Raw genomic sequence first — 17,103 nt, forward strand, 5'->3', positions numbered from 1 at the left:
AATATTCCCGCCACTCCCAGAAGCGCGTTAAGCCCGCCCCTGGCGGCCATGGGCGCGGGTCGCGTTGAATCGACGGAAAGCCCCGTAATCACGCCGGCGTCGTCGGACGGCTTGTCAAGTGCCCATCCGGGAAAGAACTTTCCGTATAGAAACCTTACTGATAATGGAGTGCGCGCTAAAGGCGCCGAGTGTGGTATCGGATGACGCGGTTCGGCGACGGCTCCGGTGAACCGCCGCCCCGCCCGTCCCGGCGCCGGCGGCGAGTGTGGGCATAATTCCGGACATGGCGACGGCGGAGGTGTGGTGGGCGGCTCTCACCGATGTGCGGCCCTGGCATGCCGGGTTGCTCGATCCGGTCGAGCGGGGTCGCCGCGAGCTCTATCTGCGGGAGGAGGACCGGGACCGGTTCACGATCGGAGTGGCCCTGACCCGGCTGGCCTGCGGGGCGCGGCTCGGGGTGCCGCCCGAGCGCGTGCCGCTGATCCGCACCTGCCCGGACTGCGGCGCGCCCCACGGCGCTCCCCGGGTCGACGGCGACGGGCCGCGTGTCTCGGTGTCGCATTCCGGTGACCGGGTCGCGCTCGCGGTGACGGGCGGTGGGCCCGTCGGCGTCGACGTAGAGAGCCGGGCGATCACGACCGGCGACATCGAGGAGCAGGTGCTCGGCCCCGCCGAGCTCGCGGACCTGCGCGGGCTCGCGGAGGGGGAGCGGCAGCGGGGCCTGCTGGCCTACTGGACCCGGAAGGAGTCGATCGTCAAGGCCACCGGCGACGGCCTCCGGGCACCGCTGACCGATCTGCGGGTGTCGGCCCCTGGGGAGGCCCCGCGGTTGCTGGCCTGGGCCGGGCGGCCCGGGCTCGCAGCCCGGATCGGCCTGCACGCGCTCGACCCCGGCCCGGGGCATGTCGCCTGCCTGGCCCTGATCGATCAACCACACGCCACCGTACGGGAGCTGTCGGCCGCGGACCTGCTCAGCTGAGCCGTCAGGAGGCGGCGGCCTCGGCCTCGGCCGCGACGACCGTGTCGACCTCGGCCTTGCGGTCGGCCTCCTCGGCGGCGAAGCGCTGCGCGTCGAGCTGGTCGGCGAGCTCCTCGTCGTGGCGCATCAGCGCCTCGAGATCGGATTTGGACATGTCCAGCACACCCATGTCGTCATAGGTCTGCCTGATCCGGTCGCTCCACAGCCCGATGTCCTTGACGCACGGGACGATCCGGCTGAACAGCAGGCTCCGGTACATCTGGTGGAAGGCCGACTGCTCGACGAACTCGCGGACCTCCTTCGGATCGATCCCGAAGTTCTCCCACACCTCGAAGCCGCGGATGCGGTCTCGCATGAGGTAGCAGCCCTCGATGACGAACTCCTCGCGCTCGGCGAGTTCGGCGCTGGACAGCTGCTTGTAGTAGTCGCGCAGCGCCATCCGGCCGAAGGCGACATGCCGCGCCTCGTCCTGCATGACGTAGGCCAGGATCTGGCGGGGGAGCGGCTTGGTGGTCACGTCCCGGCACACGCCGAAGGCCGCCAGGGCCAGACCTTCGATCAGCACCTGCATGCCGAGGTAGGGCATGTCCCAGCGTGAGTCGCTCAGCGTCTCGTTCAGCAGATCCTGCAGTTTGCCGTTGATCGGATACACCATGCCGATCTTCTCCTGCAGGAACCTGGAGAAGATCTCGGTGTGCCGCGCCTCGTCCATCGTCTGGGTGGCCGAGTAGAACTTGGAGTCCAGGTCCGGCACCGACTCGACGATGCGGGCCGCGGTGATCATCGCGCCCTGCTCGCCGTGCATGAACTGGGAGAACTGCCAGCTCGCGAAATGCCGGCGCAGGTCGGAGCGCTCGTCCGCGCTCATCATGTCCCAGTACTTCGTGCCGTGGATGGCCATGGCCTCGTCCGGCGTGCCCAGGACGTTGTACGGGTCGACCTCGAGGTCCCAGTCGATGCGCTCGGCCGCGTCCCACTGCTTGTCCTTGCCCTTCTGATAGAGGGCCAGCAGGCGGGCACGGCCGTCGTCGTACTCCCAGGTGAAGCGCGCTGCGCCGGTCATCGGGACATCCTGGCCGGGGGCCTCGACGGGTCGGATGTAGAGGTCGTGAGTCGACACGGTCACTCCTCAGCCGATCAAGGACGTACATCGTACGTAAGGCGTACGATGTACGTACCGTGCCACGCGCGGCGCGGAGGTGTCAACGGGCATGGTGCCAACGGGCACGCGCGGAGCTGCGGAAAGAGGCGGCCAGGTGTCGAAGAGTCAGCGTCCTGGCGGCGACGCCGTACGCGCCGGGCTGTCCCGCGACCGCATCGTCGGCGCCGCGGTCGACCTGATCGAACGCGATGGCGCCGACGCGCTGTCCATGCGCGCGCTCGCCGCCGACCTGGGCGTGGCGGTGATGTCGCTGTACAACCACGTACGCAGCAAGGCCGACCTGCTCGACGGCATCGCGGAGTACATCATCGGAGGCATGAGCGTCGCCGACCCGCCGGGGGCGCACTGGACCGAGCGCGCCCGCATGCTGGTCCGGGCCTACCGCAAGGTCGCCCACGACTTCCCGCGGTGCGTCACGATCGTGCTCACCCGCAGGATCAACGCGCCGGTCGGCCTGCGGCCGATCGAGCACGCCCTGGCCATCGCCGACGACGCCGGCTTCGACGGCGAGACCTCGGTCCGCATCATGCGCGCGCTGCTCGCGTACGCGATGGGCGCGCAGATGCGCGAGGTCGGCGCCGCCAAGATGCTCGACTACCTGCCCGAGGACCCGGCGCGACAACTCCGGGAGCTGGACGCCGAGCGGTTCCCGCATGTCGTCGCGTTGCATCCCGCCCTGCTGCGGCATGACGCCGAGACCGACTTCGAGTTCGGCCTGGACCTGTTGATCACGGCCCTGGACTCGCTGCCGCGTCGCGCAGCCCCCGCCAGCTGAAGTCCATCACATGGCGGGCGGCCTCCTCGGGCGTCACTTCCGGGTGGCGTGCCTGCCAGATCGACACCCGCTCGCACGCACCGATGATGATCTCGGCGTACGCCTCGACCGCGCGCGGTGAGGCGTCGGGCGCGAAGGCGGCGAGCAGCGTGGCGGTCAGGCCGCTCTGCTGGCGGCGGGTGGCCTCGATGGCGTCCGCCGCGGCGGCCGGGATCAACATCGGCTGCTGGGCGATGACGGCCAGGGCCCGGTTGTGGCGGTCCATGAAGGTGAAGTAGGCCAGCAGTCCCCGCCAGAGAACGTCCTCGGGCGAGGCGGCGCCCGCCATCGCCTCCTGGGTGGCCTCGTAGAGATCGGTGCGGATGCGGGCCACGCAGGCCGACAGCAGTCCGTCCTTGGAGCCGAAGTACTCGTACAACATCGGCTTGGAGACCCCGACCCGCTCGGCGATGTCGTCCATCGACGCGGCGCGGTAGCCCTGCTCGGCGAACACCTCTTCGGCGATGTCCAGCATCTGCCGCTCGCGCTCGGGGCGCGGCATCCGGGGGCGCCTGCTCTGGGTCGGCCTGCTCACGTGTGAACCATATCTCTATGCCTACCACCGGTAACCTACTCCTGGTAGCTTACTTGGAGTAGATGCCGTGCGACACGAGGGGTTGAGGGCATGGGCGACGATCCGTCGATCGTCATCGTCGGCTCGGGATTCGCCGGTCTCGGCATGGCGATCCAACTGAAGAAGGCCGGCTTCCACGATTTCGTGATCCTCGAGAAGAACGCGGACGTGGGCGGGACCTGGCGGGACAACACCTACCCCGGCTGTGCGTGCGACGTGCCTTCGCACATGTACTCCTTCTCCTTCGAACTCAACCCCGGCTGGTCCCGGATGTTCGCGCCGCAGGAGGAGATCTGGGCCTACATGCGCCGCTGCGTCGCCAAGCACGGCCTGGCGGAGCACCTGCGCTATGGCAGCGCGGTCGACGCCATGGAGTGGGACGACTCCGCCGGGCACTGGGAGGTGACGGTGGCCGACGGCTCGCGCTACACCCCCAAGGCGGTCATCGCCGGCATCGGTGGACTCCACATCCCGTCCTATCCCGACATCCCAGGTCTGGAGCGGTTCGCCGGAGCGGCCTTCCACTCGGCCGAGTGGGACCACTCCCTCGACCTCGAGGGCAAGCGGGTCGCGGTCATCGGAACCGGCGCCTCGGCGATCCAGTTCGTGCCACCGCTGGCCGAGAAGGCCGCGCGGCTGCACGTCTTCCAGCGGACGGCCCCGTGGATCCAGCCGAGACCCGACATCCGGTTCTCCACCCCGATGCGCCGGGCGCTCGCACTACCGGGCGCGGCCCGGGCGTTCCGGACCGCCATCTACTGGGTACTCGAGGCGCGATCGGTCGGGTTCACCGTCGACCCCCGGCTCTCTGGGGCCATGAAGAAGGTCGCCCTGGACCACCTCGCCCGCCAGATCCGCGATCCGGAGCTGCGCGCCAAGGTGACCCCGGACTACACGATCGGATGCAAGCGCATCTTGCTGTCCTCCGACTACTATCCGGCGCTGACCAGGCCCAACGTCGATCTGGTCACCGACGAGATCGCCGAGGTGACCGAGACCGGAATCGTCACCGCGAGCGGCTCGGTCCACGAGGTCGACGTGATCGTCTACGGGACCGGCTTCAAGGTCGCGGACGCGCTCACCGGGCAGCGGATCACCGGCCGGAACGGGCTCAAGATCCAGGAGGCATGGGCGGATGGCATCGAGGCCCACCACGGCGTCACGGTCCCGGGCTTCCCGAACCTCTTCCTGCTCAGCGGCCCGAACACGGGGCTCGGCCACAACTCCATCATCTTCATGATCGAGACGCAGATCCAGCACATCCTCGGCTGCCTGCGGCTTCTGTCGGCCGCCAAGGGGCGCGCCATCGAGGTGAGGGGCCCGGCCGTACGCCGGTTCAACGATCGCGTGCAGCGCCGGCTGCGGCGGGCGGTCTGGAGCCAGGGCGGCTGCCGGAGCTGGTACCTCGACGAGAACGGTGTGAACCGCACCCTGTGGCCGGGCTTCAGTTTCGAGTACTGGGCCGGCACCCGCAGACCCGACCCCGCGGACTACACGGTGACCCGCTGACGGCCGGGCCTCCGGCTCGCCCCACGCGGCCTCAGTCGGCGTAGAAGAGCGGCCTCAGCCCGGCGACGAGCTGCCGGATGACCGGACGCTGCTCCTCAACGGTGCGGCCGTGCAGGCCCAGCACGGGGTCGAGCCCGTCGTAGTAGGGGGCGAGCGCGACATGCTGGAAGAGCATGACGGCGAGAGTGGAGATCACCTGGATGTCGGCGTCCGGCCTGATCTCGCCGCGTTCGGACCACATGGCGATCAACGGGTCGATGGTCAGCAGATAGTGCTGGTTGGTGGTCTCACGGACCAGCCCGCGCACGGTGTTGTCCAGCTCGAAGAAGCTGGCGGCCGTGATGGCGCGCTCCAGTGGATGTTCGGCGATGTGCTCGGTCCACTCGCAGAAGACGTCGACCAGCCATTCCTCGAAGGACTGGTCGAAGTCGAGAGCCGCCACCCGGCGTTCCATCGCCTCCCGCATGCGGCGGGAGGCCTCGTCGCACACGTAGGCGAAGAATTCCTGCTTGTCGGTGAAGTACTGGAACAGAGAACCCTTGGCGATCTCGGCCTCGCGGGCGATCGCGTTCAGGCTGCCGGTGGAGAAGCCGTGCTCGCCGAATTCCCGCATCGCCGCGTTGAGGATCCGCTCACGCTTCGCGACATTAAGCCGGAACCACGTCGATGTCGGCATGAATCAGCTTTCTGTGGGATGTGTGACTAGAGGGTCAGATTACTAGTCCAAAGTGCGAACCGGGACCCGACGTGCCGATTCAGGGTCGTCAACGCGATATCGGCGCCGCCCCTCCCGTGCTCGCTAAGTCCCTTCCCGCACGCGCAGCGGCCTCCGGTGCCGCGGGCCATTCGGTGCCGGTGAGCGGCTCAGTACCAGTGATTGGCCTGCCAGAACCCCCAGGCCTTACAGGGGTCTCCGTACCGCGCCTTGATGTACCCGAGCCCCCACGCGATCTGGGTCGCCGCGTTGGTCTGCCAGTTCGGCCCGGCCGAGGCCATCTTGGACCCGGGCAGTGACTGCGGAATGCCGTAGGCGTCACTGGTGGGATTGTCGGCACGTTCGTTCCAGCCGCTCTCGCGGGTCCACATCGTCTCCAGCGACGACCAGCAGCCCGACCAGCCCTTGAGTGCGTTCATCTGCTTGCCGAGGGCCCGGTTCCGCGCGGGACTGGTGTCGAGCTTGGCCAGCGCCGCCGCCGAGCGCGACGCGCGGGCACGCGCCTGCTGCTGTGCCCTGACCTTGGCGTCGCGCTTCGCCTTCTCCTTGGCGATGCGCTCGGCCCGCACCTGCTCTTCGTGCGCCCGCTTCTTGGCGTTGGCGACGGCCTCCGCCTCGACCGGCGACATCTCCGACCTGGTCATCATCGCGACCAGCTCGTTGGCGGAGATGTCTTCGGCACCGGGCGGTGGCTTTCCGCCGCCCGGGCTGAAATAGATCACCGCCGCCACGAGCGCCGCGGTGACCAGCGACATGATCGTCACCGTATGGGTGAGGAACCGGCGGACGAGCCCGTGCTCGCCGTACTCGCGTTGTGGCCGGCGATCGCGCCGGTCCCGTCGCTCCGACCGGGCCGACGCCTTCTGCCGAGGCGGCCGCCGCTGCGGCGGCGGCCGGCGCCCTCGCGATCCGCGTTGCGGTTCTGGTCTGGACCGCGTGCGTGAGCGCGTGCGCGTGCCCTGCTCCTGTTCCCGCATGAACACGTAGATTGCACCACGTTGGTGGTCGTTCGCTCGGTTTTGAACAATCTCGTTTGAGTAAATCGGCAGACGGGCGGCCGTCGAGCCGGTATGCACCGGTGTCACAGGAGCCCCGGGCGTCCCGTGGGGACGGCTAGAGGTCGGTGTCCCCGACGGCCTCGCGGATGGGCTGCAACGCCGCGAAGAGATCCTGGTAGAGCCCGTTCAACCGGTCCAGCGGAACCGTCTCGGCGTGGGTGAGCGCCTCGTTGGCCCGCTGGACGCACTCCCTGCCCCGATCGGTGATCTCGACGAGGGTCGTGCGGCGGTCGTGGTCGTGCGGCCGGCGGGTGACCAGTTCCTCGGCCTCGAGCTGGTCGATCAGGAGCTTGACCGTGGTCGGGTGCACCATCATCAGCCGGCTCAGCGCGCCGAGCTGGGCGCTGCCGCCGGTGATCAGAGCCAGCGTGGTGAGCAGGAAATAACCGGTCCGGCCGATGCGGAACCGCTTCAGCTCCGCGTCCAGCGCCTTCGCGAGGAGCTGATGGAGCCTGCTGATCGAGCAGAGGGCCATGAACGGCCAGGGCTCACCGGCGAGCCCCTGCCCGTCCCATCGGTCCAGGGCGCCGGTGACCAGCGGGTCTGCGCTTCCTCGTGTGGGTGTGTGCACGGACAGATCGTATCTTTCAACAAACAGTGAAGTAAGTACTCGCTTCTTAGACTTTATTCGCTTAGAGTGCTCTAGATCACATCCGGGTGTGATCGATGCGACTCGGCGGTGCCGTGCCAGGTCGCGCAGCGGATCGCCGGTCGTGACCGGAAGGCGCCAACGTCTACGGACGAAGGAGGCTGGGATGATCCTTATCGCCGTTCCCGGTGAGGGCCCCACCCGATGGTCCTGAGCCTCGACAAGGCACCCCGAGCGGCCGTCCGGAGGGCCGGGTCCGCGCTCGACCAGACCGGGCTGCTGTTCATCACTCTCCTGGAGGGGCTGCGGCGCACCTGGGACATCCGCCGCTGGTGGGGCGAGTACGTCGAGCAGTGCTGGTTCATCGCCCGGGTGACGAGCCTTCCGGTGCTCCTCATCGCACTGCCGCTCGGCGCCACCATCTCCCTGCAGGTGGGCGAGATCGCCCGGCAGATCGGCGCGCAGTCGGCCACCGGGGCCGCCGTCGTCACGGCACTGGTACGGGAGGTGGCGCCGCTCGCGGCGGCCCTGCTCATCACCGGCGCCGCCGGATCGGCGATGACCGCGGACATGGGCGCCCGACACATCCGGGACGAACTCGCCGCCATGGAGGTCATGGCCGTCAACCCGGTGCACCGCCTGGTCACGCCCCGGCTGTGGGCGGCCAGCACGGTCGGCGTCCTTTTGTGCTCGCTCATCGTGCTGTCCGGGGTCGCGGGCGGCTACTACTTCAACGTCATCAACCAGGGAGTGAGCCCCGGCGCCTACTTCGACGGAGCGGCCTCGCTGCTCCAGCTGTCGGACCTGCTCGTCACCCTCTTCAAGGCATGGATCTTCGGATTCATCGCCGCCGCGGTCGCGTGCTACATGGGCATGAACTGCGACTACGGCCCGGTCGGGGTGGGTCGCGCGGTCAACCGGTCGGCGGTCGTGGCGTCCATCCTCGTCTTCGCCGCCAACTACGTGATCAGCATGCTCTACTACGCTCTCGTCCCCCCGAGGATCTGATGGTCGCGATCGCGCCCGCCCGCCGGCTCGGCAGGGTGATCCAGGAACGTGCGGCCCTGGTGGCCGGATCGGTCAACCTGCCGGTGTTCCTGGGCCGCGTTCTCTACCACCTGCTGTTCGATCTCCTCCTGCGGCGCAAGTACGGGAAGACCGTCCTCAGGCAGATCAGTGACATCACGATCGGCGTCGGCGCCATCGTGGTCGGCGGCGGCATGGTGTTCGTGATCTTCTCCATGTCGTTCTTCACCGGCCTGCAGGTCGGCATGCAGGGTTATCCGGGGCTCCAGCGGCTCGGCGTCGAGTCCTTCACCGGGCTGGTCGCCAGCTTCGCCAACGTCCGGGAGGTCACGCCCATCATCGCCGGCGTGGCCCTCATCGCCCAGGTCGGCTCGGCCTTCACCGCCGAGCTCGGCGCGATGCGCATCTCCGAGGAGATCGACGCCCTCGACGTCATGGGGATCAACTCGCTGGCCTTTCTCGTCTGCACCCGCATCGCGGCGGCCGTGGTCACCCTGGTGCCGCTCTATCTGCTGTCGCTGTTCGCCAGCTTCTTCGCCACCCGGTTCATCACCACCGAGTTCTTCGGGCTGTCCCCGGGGGTCTACGACTACTACTTCCATCTGTACCTGCCGCCGATCGACGTCTTCTACAGCGTCCTCAAGGTGGCGGTGTTCGCCTTCGTCATCGTGTTCATCCACTGCTATCGCGGTTACTACGCCGTCGGCGGCCCGGTGGGTGTGGGCGTCGCCACCGGCCGGGCGATCCGGGAGTCGATGGTCGCGATCGTGCTGCTCAACCTGCTCCTGTCGTACATCTTCTGGGGTGACGGCGGAACGGTGAGGCTGACCGGATGAACTCCATCGACCAGTCGCTGTCACGCCGGTCGCGCGCCGTGTTCGGCGCAGTCGGCGCGGGCGTCATCGCTCTCGGCGCCTTCGCGGCCGTCAGGGGCGTGACGCCGTCGCACTCCGGCACCTACTACACCGCCGCGTTCGGACGCGCAGGTCAGGGCCTCGACGAGCGCTCCGACGTGAAGGTACGCGGCATCACGGTCGGCGGCGTCGAATCGGTCTCGCTGGACGGCCGGGGCCGGGCGAACGTGCGGATCCGGGTCGAGAAGGGCATCCGCGTCCCGAGGACCACCGTCGCGGGGATCGAGCCGGTGTCGGTGTTCGGGCCCAAGGACATCGTCTTGGACCTCGGGCCGGGCGAGGGCGCCGGGCCGTACCTGAGCGACGGCGCGCCGATCACCAGGACCAAGGACCCGCAGGAGCTCGCCGACGTGGCCTGGCCGGCGTACAAGCTGACCGCCGCGATCGACCCGCAGGAGCTGTCCGCCATCGTGCACACCTTCGCCGAGGGTCTGCGCGGCAAGGGGCCGCAGCTGCGCCGCACCATCGGCAACGGCGACAAGCTGCTCGACCAGGCCTACGGCAACCGCGCCCAGATCCGACTGCTGCTGGCCGACGTCGAGGGACTCGGCGCCACCTTCGGCGGCCGTGGCGACACGCTCGTCGGCATCACCCGGGACTTGGGCGACGTGTCACCGGTGCTGACCGACCGGCCCGACAAGATCGATCAGTTGCTCGACGGCTCCGCGCGGCTCGCCGACTCCGTCAGCCGCAACCTGGAGGTCCAGGGCGACCAACTCGGCGCGCTGCTCGACACCGGTGGCCGGGCCATCGAGGCGGTGCACTCCGAGCTCAGGAACATGCCGGTCCTGATCAACGGGCTCACCGCTTATTTCGGCACGTTGGCGACGATCGTCCGGGTCCCCGGGCCGAACGGCAAGCTGCTGGCCCAAGTGGTCACGCGCCTGCCGCTCGACCTCTGCAAGACCCTGGTCGATCTCTGTGAGCTGCCCATCGGCCCGGCCTCCGGGACCGGAGGCCGGCGATGAGCCGCCCGGGCCGGGGCGGCGGCCGGCACGGGCCGGCCCGCGGGGCACTGGTGCGCTTCACCGTGTTCGCGGCGGTGACGGGGCTGCTGACGCTGTTCATCGCCGCGCAGATCACAGGCACCGGTTTCGACGACCGCTACCGGCTCGTCGGCACGTTCGACGACGTGACCGGGCTGCTGGAGGGCGACCTGGTCAAGGTGGCGGGCACTCAGGTCGGCCGCGTGTCGGGCGTCCGGGTGAAGGACGGCAGGGCCGAGGTCACGGTCGAGGTGGACGAGGAGGTACGGCTGCCGAGCGACTCCGTCATGTCGATTCGCTGGCGCAACATGATCGGCCAGCGCATGATCTATCTGGAGCCGGGCCGCAGCCGGGCCATGCTCGCCCCGGGGGCGCGCGTGACGCGCACCCGCTCGGTGGTCGACCTCAGCGAGATAGTCAACGGGCTCGGGCCGCTGACCCGCAATCTCGATCCGGACCAGCTCAACCAGCTGCTCAACGCGTTCGCCAAGACGCTCGACGGCAATTCCGCCGACATCAACCTGCTCATCACCAACCTGGACGGGCTCACCCAGACCTTCGCGGCGCGCAGCCGGACCATCAGCCAGATGGTGAAGGACTACAACACGGTGAGCGGTGTGCTGGCCCGGAGGGACCGGCAGATCGCGCAGAGCGTCGACAACCTCGCCAAGCTGACGGAGTTCTTCGCCGGTAACACCCGGCTCCTCGACGATGCAGTGGTGCAGATCTCCGGCGTCACCACCAACCTCAACGCGGTGCTCGGCGGCAACGAGGAACAACTGGGCCGCGTGGTGCGCAGCCTGTCGGCGTTCACCGCCACCGCACGCATCAACATCAAGAAGCTGGAGAAGGTCGTCCAGCAGTTGCCGCCGGCGATGCGGGCGCTGTTCCAGACCTTCAACGGCGGCCATTTCATGCGCACGACCGCGCTGTGCATCAACGTCGTCCAGGGCCCCTGCCCGTTCCCGATGACGCTGCCGGGGCAGCCGGCGAACGCCGATCCGGCGCCGAGCGACATCAAGAAGCTGGAATCCATGCTGCGGGGAGGTCGCTGATGGTCCGGCGACGGAGGATCCGGCCACGCCCGCGCCTGCCGTCCCTGCGCGACGTCAACCGGCGGGTGGTCGCCGTCGTCTCGGTCGCCGTCATCACCGGCTCGTGCGTCTTCGCCTTCGCCGCCGGGCAGCTCCGGCTGTTCGAACGCGGCTATGAGATGAGCGGGGTGTTCAGCGACACCGGCGGGCTGAGGAAGGGCGACGACGTCAGGGTCGCAGGGGTCAAGGTGGGCAGGGTCACGTCGGTCGAGGCCGACTTCGGCAGGGGCAACGTGATCATCGCCTGGACCGTCGCCCGTGACGTACGGCTCGGCCGCACGACCAGGGCGGACGTGCAGACCGCCACGTTGCTCGGCGGCCGGTACGTCAAGCTGTCCGGCCCGGTCGGGGCCCCCTACCTCGCCGACCTGCCATCGGCCCGGCGCCGAGTCCCGCTCGAGCGCACCAGCGTGCCTTTCACCATCACCGACTCCCTCAACACGGCGACGCGCATCGCCGGCGGGCTCGACCAGAAGGCGGTCGACAAGCTCCTCGACGAGACCGCCAAGATCAAGATCCCGACGCGGGAGAAGCTGGGCCAGATGCTCCGCAACTTCGACACGCTCGCGACGACGCTCAACGACCGCAACCCGGAGATCCGGCAGCTGATCGCCAATAGCAAGAAGATCACGGGAACGCTGGCGGCCAAGGACGCCGAGCTGGTCCGGATCATCAATGCGAGCAAGACGCTGCTCGACGAACTCGTCAAGCGCAGAAACGAGCTCGCCAGGACGATCGGCGAGGGCAACCGCATCGTGCGGACTCTGTCGCAGGTCATCACCGAGCACAGCAAAGAGATCAACTCCATCCTCGGCGACGTGCACCTGCTCACGCAGCGGCTCGCGCCCAACATGGACGCCCTCAACGAGGACCTGGCACTGCTGGGCCCGACGTTCCGGCAGGTCGCCAATTCCAAGGGCGAGGGCCGCTGGATCGAGGGGCTGCTCACCGGCCTCGGGCCGATCCAGCCACCCGGTCCCGTCTCGCAGCCGAAGGCCCCCGGAGGTGACGGATGACCAGATCGCGCGCGTTCGCCGTCACCGCGGCGGTGGCCTCGATCGCCGTCTCGGCGGCGGCCGGGCTCACCGGGTGCACCGGGCTGAAGAGCCCTCCGGGCAAGCACATGACCGTGTACTTCGCCCGGACGACCTCGTTCTACGAGCAGTCCAAGGTCAAGATCATGGGCATCGACGTCGGCACGGTCGAGAAGGTCCGCATCGACGGCGGCCGCATCAGGGTCGACTTCACCGTGCGCGAGGACGTCCCCGTCCCGCGCGACGTCAACGCGGCCATCGTTCCCCTGAACCTCGTCGGCGAGCGCAACCTCGTGCTGTCACCGCCATGGCGGCCCGGCATGCCCCTGGCCGACGACGGCACGGTCATCCCGCAGGAACGCACGACACTGCCGGTCGAGACCGACGACGCGCTCAAGGCGTTCACCAACCTGGCCAACGCCCTCGACCCCACGAAGGTGAGGGGCTCGGTCGGCGACGCCGCGGACTCCTTCCGCGGCAACGGGACGGAGTTCAACTCCGCGCTCCAGCAGTCCGCCCGGCTCACCGCCAACCTGGCCGGTCAGGACCGGCAACTGCTGGAGGTCGCCCGCAACCTGAGCCGGCTGGCCGGCACCGTTCGCGGCCACGAGCAGACGCTGGGATCGATGATCAGCGGCTTCTCGACCGCCACCAAGGTGTTCGCGGCCGAACGGCAGGAGCTCCAGCAGCTCATCAGGGGGCTGCTGCAGCTGGCCAACCAGGGCAGCGAGATCCTCACGAAGTACGAGGGGCAGCTCCCCGGTGACCTGGCCGTCCTGACCCGGGTCGCCCTCACGCTGCAGGGTCAGAGCAGGCAGCTCGCCTTGATGTTCAAGGCGCTGCCCGGCGTCAGCGAGGCGTTCATCAACGCCTACGACCCTGCGAGCAAGTCGCTGGTGCTGCGCTTCCCCACGGACGCCTTCCTGCGCACCTGGCTGCAGGGGCTCAGCGGCGGTCTGCTGGACGGCTGCCCGCTTCCTCCACCCAACAGCAACTGCCCGTGGCAGGGGGACCGATGACCCGCGCGTCGCGGACGGCCCGGCCGCTCCGTACCTCAGGCACCGTCCCGGCATCAGGCACCGTCCCGGCGGTCGCCATCACCGCCCTGACCATGGTCATCGCGCTGCTGTGCGGCTGCTCGATCCGGACCGCCGGAGGGCCGCAGGGCCGGCTCACCCTGACCGCCACCTTCGACGACGTACAGAATCTGGTCACCGGCCACAGCGTGCAGCTGGCCGACGTCAAGGTGGGGACGGTCACCGACGTACGGCTGGAGGGCTATCGGGCCAAGGTCACGATGTCCATCAAGGACGGGGTGCGGATCCCGCGCGGCACGTCCGCCGAGATAGCCGTCACCTCTCTGCTCGGCGAGAACTTCGTGCGGCTCACCCTCCCCCCGGGCGGCGACGTCTCCAGGGGCCCGTTCCTCGCCGACGGCGCGAAGATCGCGAAGACGAGGGTGCAGCCGTCGTTCGAGCAGGTCGTCGGTCAGGCCGGCCCGCTCATCAACGCCCTCGCCAACAACGACCTGTCCACCGTGGTGAACGCGGGCGCCACCGCTTTCGCGGGCAAGGGAGAGCAGCTCAACTCCATGGTCGGCAAGTCGAGCCGGCTGCTGGCCCTGTTCGCCGACCAGCGCGAGGAGCTCGGGGTGGCGATCGACCAGTTCGCCCGGCTCGGCCGGTCGCTGGCCAAGGGCGAGGACGAGTTCGCCGATGCCCCGGAGCAACTGGAGAAGACCACCTGGGCGCTGGTGCAGAACAAGGACAAGGCCCTGCGCACCATCCGGGAGCTGACCAGGCTGGCCCGGCTCATGAACGACAAGGTCCTCGAGGGCCGCATCCTGCGGCTGCGTACCACACTGCGTCAGCTCGATCCGGTGCTGAAGACGCTCGGCGACAGCCGAGCCGAGCTCACCGCACTGCTCGACAATGTCGTGACGTTCGAGGCCAAGCTGCCCAGAGCGGTGTACGACGGCCAGTTGCTGCTCTATCCGCTGCTCCGGCTGGTCCTCCCGAACGGGCGGGCGATCCCGGGCAGCCCGCCCGCCACCGGATCGACCGGCGGAACGGGGCGCACCGGGGGTGAGGTCCCGCTCCCGCTGCCCGCGCCGGGCAACACGCCCCCGTCCCCGCCGAAGGACGTGCCCAGGGGCATCAGAGACGTACTGCCGAACCTCGACGACCTTCTCGGGAGCGGCGGATGAACCGGCGGATCCTGATCAACCTCGCCGCCTTCGCCACGCTCGGCGCCGTCCTGGTGTTCTGGGCGCTCCAGAACGTGGTGAAGTTCGACTTCATCGAACGGCCCTACCGGCTCACTGCCGAGTTCTCCTCCTCACCCGGCCTGCATCCGGGTTTCGAGGTCGCCTACCTGGGCGTACGCGTCGGCAAGATCAACTCAGTGAAGCTGGAGAGCCACAAGGTCGTGGCCCGTCTCGACATCGACCGAGGCGTCGAGATCCCGCGGAACGTGTCCGCGGCGGCGAACCGGAAGTCGGCGGTGGGCGAGCCCTACATCGAGCTCACCCCCGCGGCCGGGCAGGGCAGGGCGCCCGCCCTGGAACCGGGGGCCGTCATCCCGATGTCGCGCACCTCGGTGCCGCAGACCTACGGCGAGCTCTTCGGCGCGGTGAACAGGGCGCTGAGCGCCATCGACCCCGAGGACGCCGGCACGCTGGTGCACGAGCTGTCCGTGGGCTGGGACGGGCGGTCGGAGTCGCTGCGCGAGCTCATCGACGGCGGCGACCAGCTCACGAACACGTTCGCCGACAACTCCGAGTTGATCGACGGCCTGACCAAGGACCTCACCGCGATCACGCACACCGTCGCGCGGCACCGGGGGGAGCTCGGCGAGGGCATCGACGACCTCGCGACCCTGAGCGCCGCGCTGCGGGACGTGCGGACCGAGCTCACCCGGCTCCGCGACCGGGGACCCGGGCTCGTGGACCGGGTCAACCGGCTCTTCGGCAAGTCCGAGGCGGACTACTACTGCGCCATCGACACGCTCGGCACCACGCTGCCGCGGCTGCTGACCCCGGCGGCCCTCCAAGACCTCAAGCGCACCCTCGCCCTGGCGCCGGACCTGGTGGAGGCGCTCAACGGCGTGCTCGGCACCGACCAGGGCCAGGCCGTGCTCAACGTCGTCTTCGTCATCACGACCAAGCAGACGGCGGCGGTGGAGTACAAGAGCCCGCTCCCGCAGCCCAAGGTCGCGAAGATCCCCGCGTGCCGGGACGGCCGTAGCCCGGGTCTGGTGAAGCAGCGGCCTCCGGCGAAGGATGATCCCTCGGCGTATTCGCAGGCGGCCGCTGCCCGGAAGGTCACCCAGCCCGCAGACGCCGTGGATCCGGTGAAGAACGCCGCCTCGGAGACTCCCGCCGGGCCACCGGCTTGGCTAGTGTACGTTCCTCCGCTGCTCGCGCTGCTGGTGTTGATCAAGGTCATGGCGGGCGCGCTCCCGCTGCTGCCGAGACGGCGCCGCAGACCGTGACGACCCACCCCCCAAGGAGATCCACGTGACCTCGAAGAGCACCAAGCGGCAGGCCGCCGGCGAGGACCTCGACGAGACCGCCGCTGCCGGGACCGAGGGCTCGGACACGGACGTTGACGTGGACGCCAAGGCCGACTCCGCGGCGCGCCCCGCGGTGAAGAAGCGGGTCCGGCGGGTGCGGGTCATCGAAGTGATCGACGACGGGGACCTCGACGAGGATCTCGACGACGTGCTCGACGCACTGGACGAGGCGGAACCGTCCCGCAAGGCCTCCCCCCGTGCGACGGACACGGACGAGGCCACGGACACGGACGAGTCCACCGACACGGACACGGACACGGACGAGTCCACCGACACGGACACGGACACGGACACGGACGAGTCCACCGACACCGGCGCCGGGGAGTCCACGGACACGGGGGAGTCCACGGATTCGACGGACTCGGGCGACTCCCCCGGCGACCGCGCGCTCCGCAGGGAACGGGCGGAACGCCGCGAACACGCCCGGAACAGGCTTGCCGCCCCGCGCGCCGCGATCGGCTCCCCTCGGCTCACCACCGTTCTCGTCGTAGGACTGATCGCTGCGCTGGCGGCGCTGGTCGCCTGGCAGTGGCGCGCGGCCGAGACCCGCTCAGCGGCCGAGGCCGAGCGCCGGGACGTCGCCAAGGTGGCGGGGGAGTACGGCAACGTGGTCTTCTCCTACACGCCGGGCACGGCGCAGGCCTCGATCGACCGCAACCTGGCGCTCATCGGCGGTGACCTGCTCACCAACTACCGGCAGACGACCGCGGCCAACCTCCCGGCGTTCTTCACCAAGAACCCGGAGGTCTCCATGACGTCGAAGATCAAGAGCGTCTACGTCGGAGACGTCAACGGCAAGCTCGCGACCGCGGTGATCCTGCTGGACATCCGGCTGCAGACGCCTCAGGGCGCGAACGACGCGTCCAACACCTTGCTGCGGCTCTCCCTGTCCAAGGAGAGCGGCGGCTGGAAGGTCACCGAGCAGAAGGCCTCCGGCGACGCCGACGGAGCCGCTCCGAGCGGCGCGGGGCAGTTGCCGGGCCTCACCGGCGACGGCGCGAGCCCCTCGCCCAGCGCAGGCGAAGAGTCCAAGGCCCCGAAGAACGACTAGGCCCGCGCCCGCGGCCGCGCCGCCG

Annotated in this window: 17 protein-coding genes; 12 read left to right on the forward strand and 5 right to left on the reverse strand. The window is 69.2% G+C overall.

The genetic code is table 11. The features are described 5' to 3' along the window. The first annotated feature begins 283 nt into the window (after positions 1-283). A complete protein-coding gene (locus HKK72_RS19555; protein ID WP_187235833.1) occupies positions 284-979 on the forward strand; it encodes a 4'-phosphopantetheinyl transferase family protein in 696 nt (231 codons plus the stop codon). Between the two features lie 4 nt (positions 980-983). On the opposite strand, the gene HKK72_RS19560 is transcribed toward HKK72_RS19555, so the two are convergent. Next, positions 984-2,099, reverse strand: a complete 1,116-nt coding sequence (locus HKK72_RS19560; RefSeq protein ID WP_315987339.1) for a ferritin-like domain-containing protein — start codon at positions 2,097-2,099, stop codon at positions 984-986. Positions 2,100-2,235: 136 nt separating this feature from the next. Here HKK72_RS19560 and HKK72_RS19565 point away from each other — a divergent pair, with 136 nt between their 5' ends. Beyond that, complete coding sequence (locus HKK72_RS19565) at positions 2,236-2,916, forward strand: TetR/AcrR family transcriptional regulator (RefSeq protein WP_315987340.1); 681 nt, start codon at positions 2,236-2,238, stop codon at positions 2,914-2,916. Here the strand turns inward: HKK72_RS19565 and HKK72_RS19570 are convergent. Continuing rightward, a complete protein-coding gene (locus HKK72_RS19570) occupies positions 2,870-3,490 on the reverse strand; it encodes a helix-turn-helix domain-containing protein (RefSeq protein ID WP_315987341.1) in 621 nt (206 codons plus the stop codon). The two genes, HKK72_RS19565 and HKK72_RS19570, sit on opposite strands and share 47 nt — an antisense overlap. A gap of 90 nt (positions 3,491-3,580) precedes the next feature. Between HKK72_RS19570 and HKK72_RS19575 the strand changes: the two genes are divergently transcribed. Further along, positions 3,581-5,038, forward strand: a complete 1,458-nt coding sequence (locus HKK72_RS19575) for a flavin-containing monooxygenase (protein WP_187235835.1) — start codon at positions 3,581-3,583, stop codon at positions 5,036-5,038. Positions 5,039-5,069: 31 nt separating this feature from the next. Here the strand turns inward: HKK72_RS19575 and HKK72_RS19580 are convergent, their stop codons facing one another. The 3 genes from HKK72_RS19580 to HKK72_RS19590 form a co-directional block, all read right to left on the reverse strand. After that, positions 5,070-5,714 carry a TetR/AcrR family transcriptional regulator gene (locus tag HKK72_RS19580; protein ID WP_187235836.1) on the reverse strand — a complete coding sequence of 215 codons (645 nt, stop codon included), beginning with the start codon at positions 5,712-5,714 and terminating at the stop codon, positions 5,070-5,072. Positions 5,715-5,902: 188 nt separating this feature from the next. Continuing rightward, the gene (locus HKK72_RS41135) at positions 5,903-6,508 is read right to left on the reverse strand and encodes a lytic transglycosylase domain-containing protein (RefSeq protein WP_187235837.1); all 606 of its coding nucleotides are present in this window, start codon (positions 6,506-6,508) and stop codon (positions 5,903-5,905) included. A gap of 358 nt (positions 6,509-6,866) precedes the next feature. Next, positions 6,867-7,382, reverse strand: a complete 516-nt coding sequence (locus HKK72_RS19590; protein WP_315987342.1) for a MarR family winged helix-turn-helix transcriptional regulator — start codon at positions 7,380-7,382, stop codon at positions 6,867-6,869. A gap of 222 nt (positions 7,383-7,604) precedes the next feature. Here HKK72_RS19590 and HKK72_RS19595 point away from each other — a divergent pair, with 222 nt between their 5' ends. The 9 genes from HKK72_RS19595 to HKK72_RS19635 are packed head-to-tail and all read left to right on the forward strand — an operon-like array spanning position 7,605 to position 17,078. Next, on the forward strand, positions 7,605-8,408 hold the full coding sequence (locus HKK72_RS19595; RefSeq protein ID WP_187235838.1) for an MlaE family ABC transporter permease: 804 nt from the start codon (positions 7,605-7,607) through the stop codon (positions 8,406-8,408). Beyond that, positions 8,408-9,262, forward strand: a complete 855-nt coding sequence (locus HKK72_RS19600; protein ID WP_187235839.1) for an ABC transporter permease — start codon at positions 8,408-8,410, stop codon at positions 9,260-9,262. Before HKK72_RS19595 ends, HKK72_RS19600 begins: the two co-directional genes overlap by 1 nt. Further along, positions 9,259-10,308, forward strand: a complete 1,050-nt coding sequence (locus HKK72_RS19605; RefSeq protein WP_187235840.1) for an MlaD family protein — start codon at positions 9,259-9,261, stop codon at positions 10,306-10,308. Before HKK72_RS19600 ends, HKK72_RS19605 begins: the two co-directional genes overlap by 4 nt. Then, positions 10,305-11,381: an MCE family protein gene (locus HKK72_RS19610; RefSeq protein ID WP_187235841.1), complete on the forward strand. Its 1,077-nt coding sequence runs from the start codon at positions 10,305-10,307 to the stop codon at positions 11,379-11,381. The genes HKK72_RS19605 and HKK72_RS19610 overlap by 4 nt, the downstream gene beginning before the upstream one ends. After that, positions 11,381-12,436, forward strand: a complete 1,056-nt coding sequence (locus HKK72_RS19615; RefSeq protein WP_187235842.1) for an MCE family protein — start codon at positions 11,381-11,383, stop codon at positions 12,434-12,436. Before HKK72_RS19610 ends, HKK72_RS19615 begins: the two co-directional genes overlap by 1 nt. Further along, positions 12,433-13,473, forward strand: a complete 1,041-nt coding sequence (locus HKK72_RS19620) for an MCE family protein (RefSeq protein ID WP_187235843.1) — start codon at positions 12,433-12,435, stop codon at positions 13,471-13,473. The genes HKK72_RS19615 and HKK72_RS19620 overlap by 4 nt, the downstream gene beginning before the upstream one ends. Further along, entirely contained in the window at positions 13,470-14,660 is a 1,191-nt protein-coding gene (locus HKK72_RS19625) for an MCE family protein (RefSeq protein WP_187235844.1), read from the forward strand. The genes HKK72_RS19620 and HKK72_RS19625 overlap by 4 nt, the downstream gene beginning before the upstream one ends. Next, positions 14,657-15,946: an MCE family protein gene (locus tag HKK72_RS19630; protein WP_187235845.1), complete on the forward strand. Its 1,290-nt coding sequence runs from the start codon at positions 14,657-14,659 to the stop codon at positions 15,944-15,946. Before HKK72_RS19625 ends, HKK72_RS19630 begins: the two co-directional genes overlap by 4 nt. 25 nt (positions 15,947-15,971) lie before the next feature. Further along, positions 15,972-17,078 (forward strand): hypothetical protein, encoded by a 1,107-nt coding sequence (locus tag HKK72_RS19635; protein ID WP_187235846.1) that lies wholly within the window; start codon positions 15,972-15,974, stop codon positions 17,076-17,078. Positions 17,079-17,103: the final 25 nt, after the last annotated feature.

It is taken from the genome of Actinomadura sp. HBU206391, assembly GCF_014323665.1.
Classification (GTDB): Bacteria; Actinomycetota; Actinomycetes; order Streptosporangiales; family Streptosporangiaceae; genus Actinomadura_C.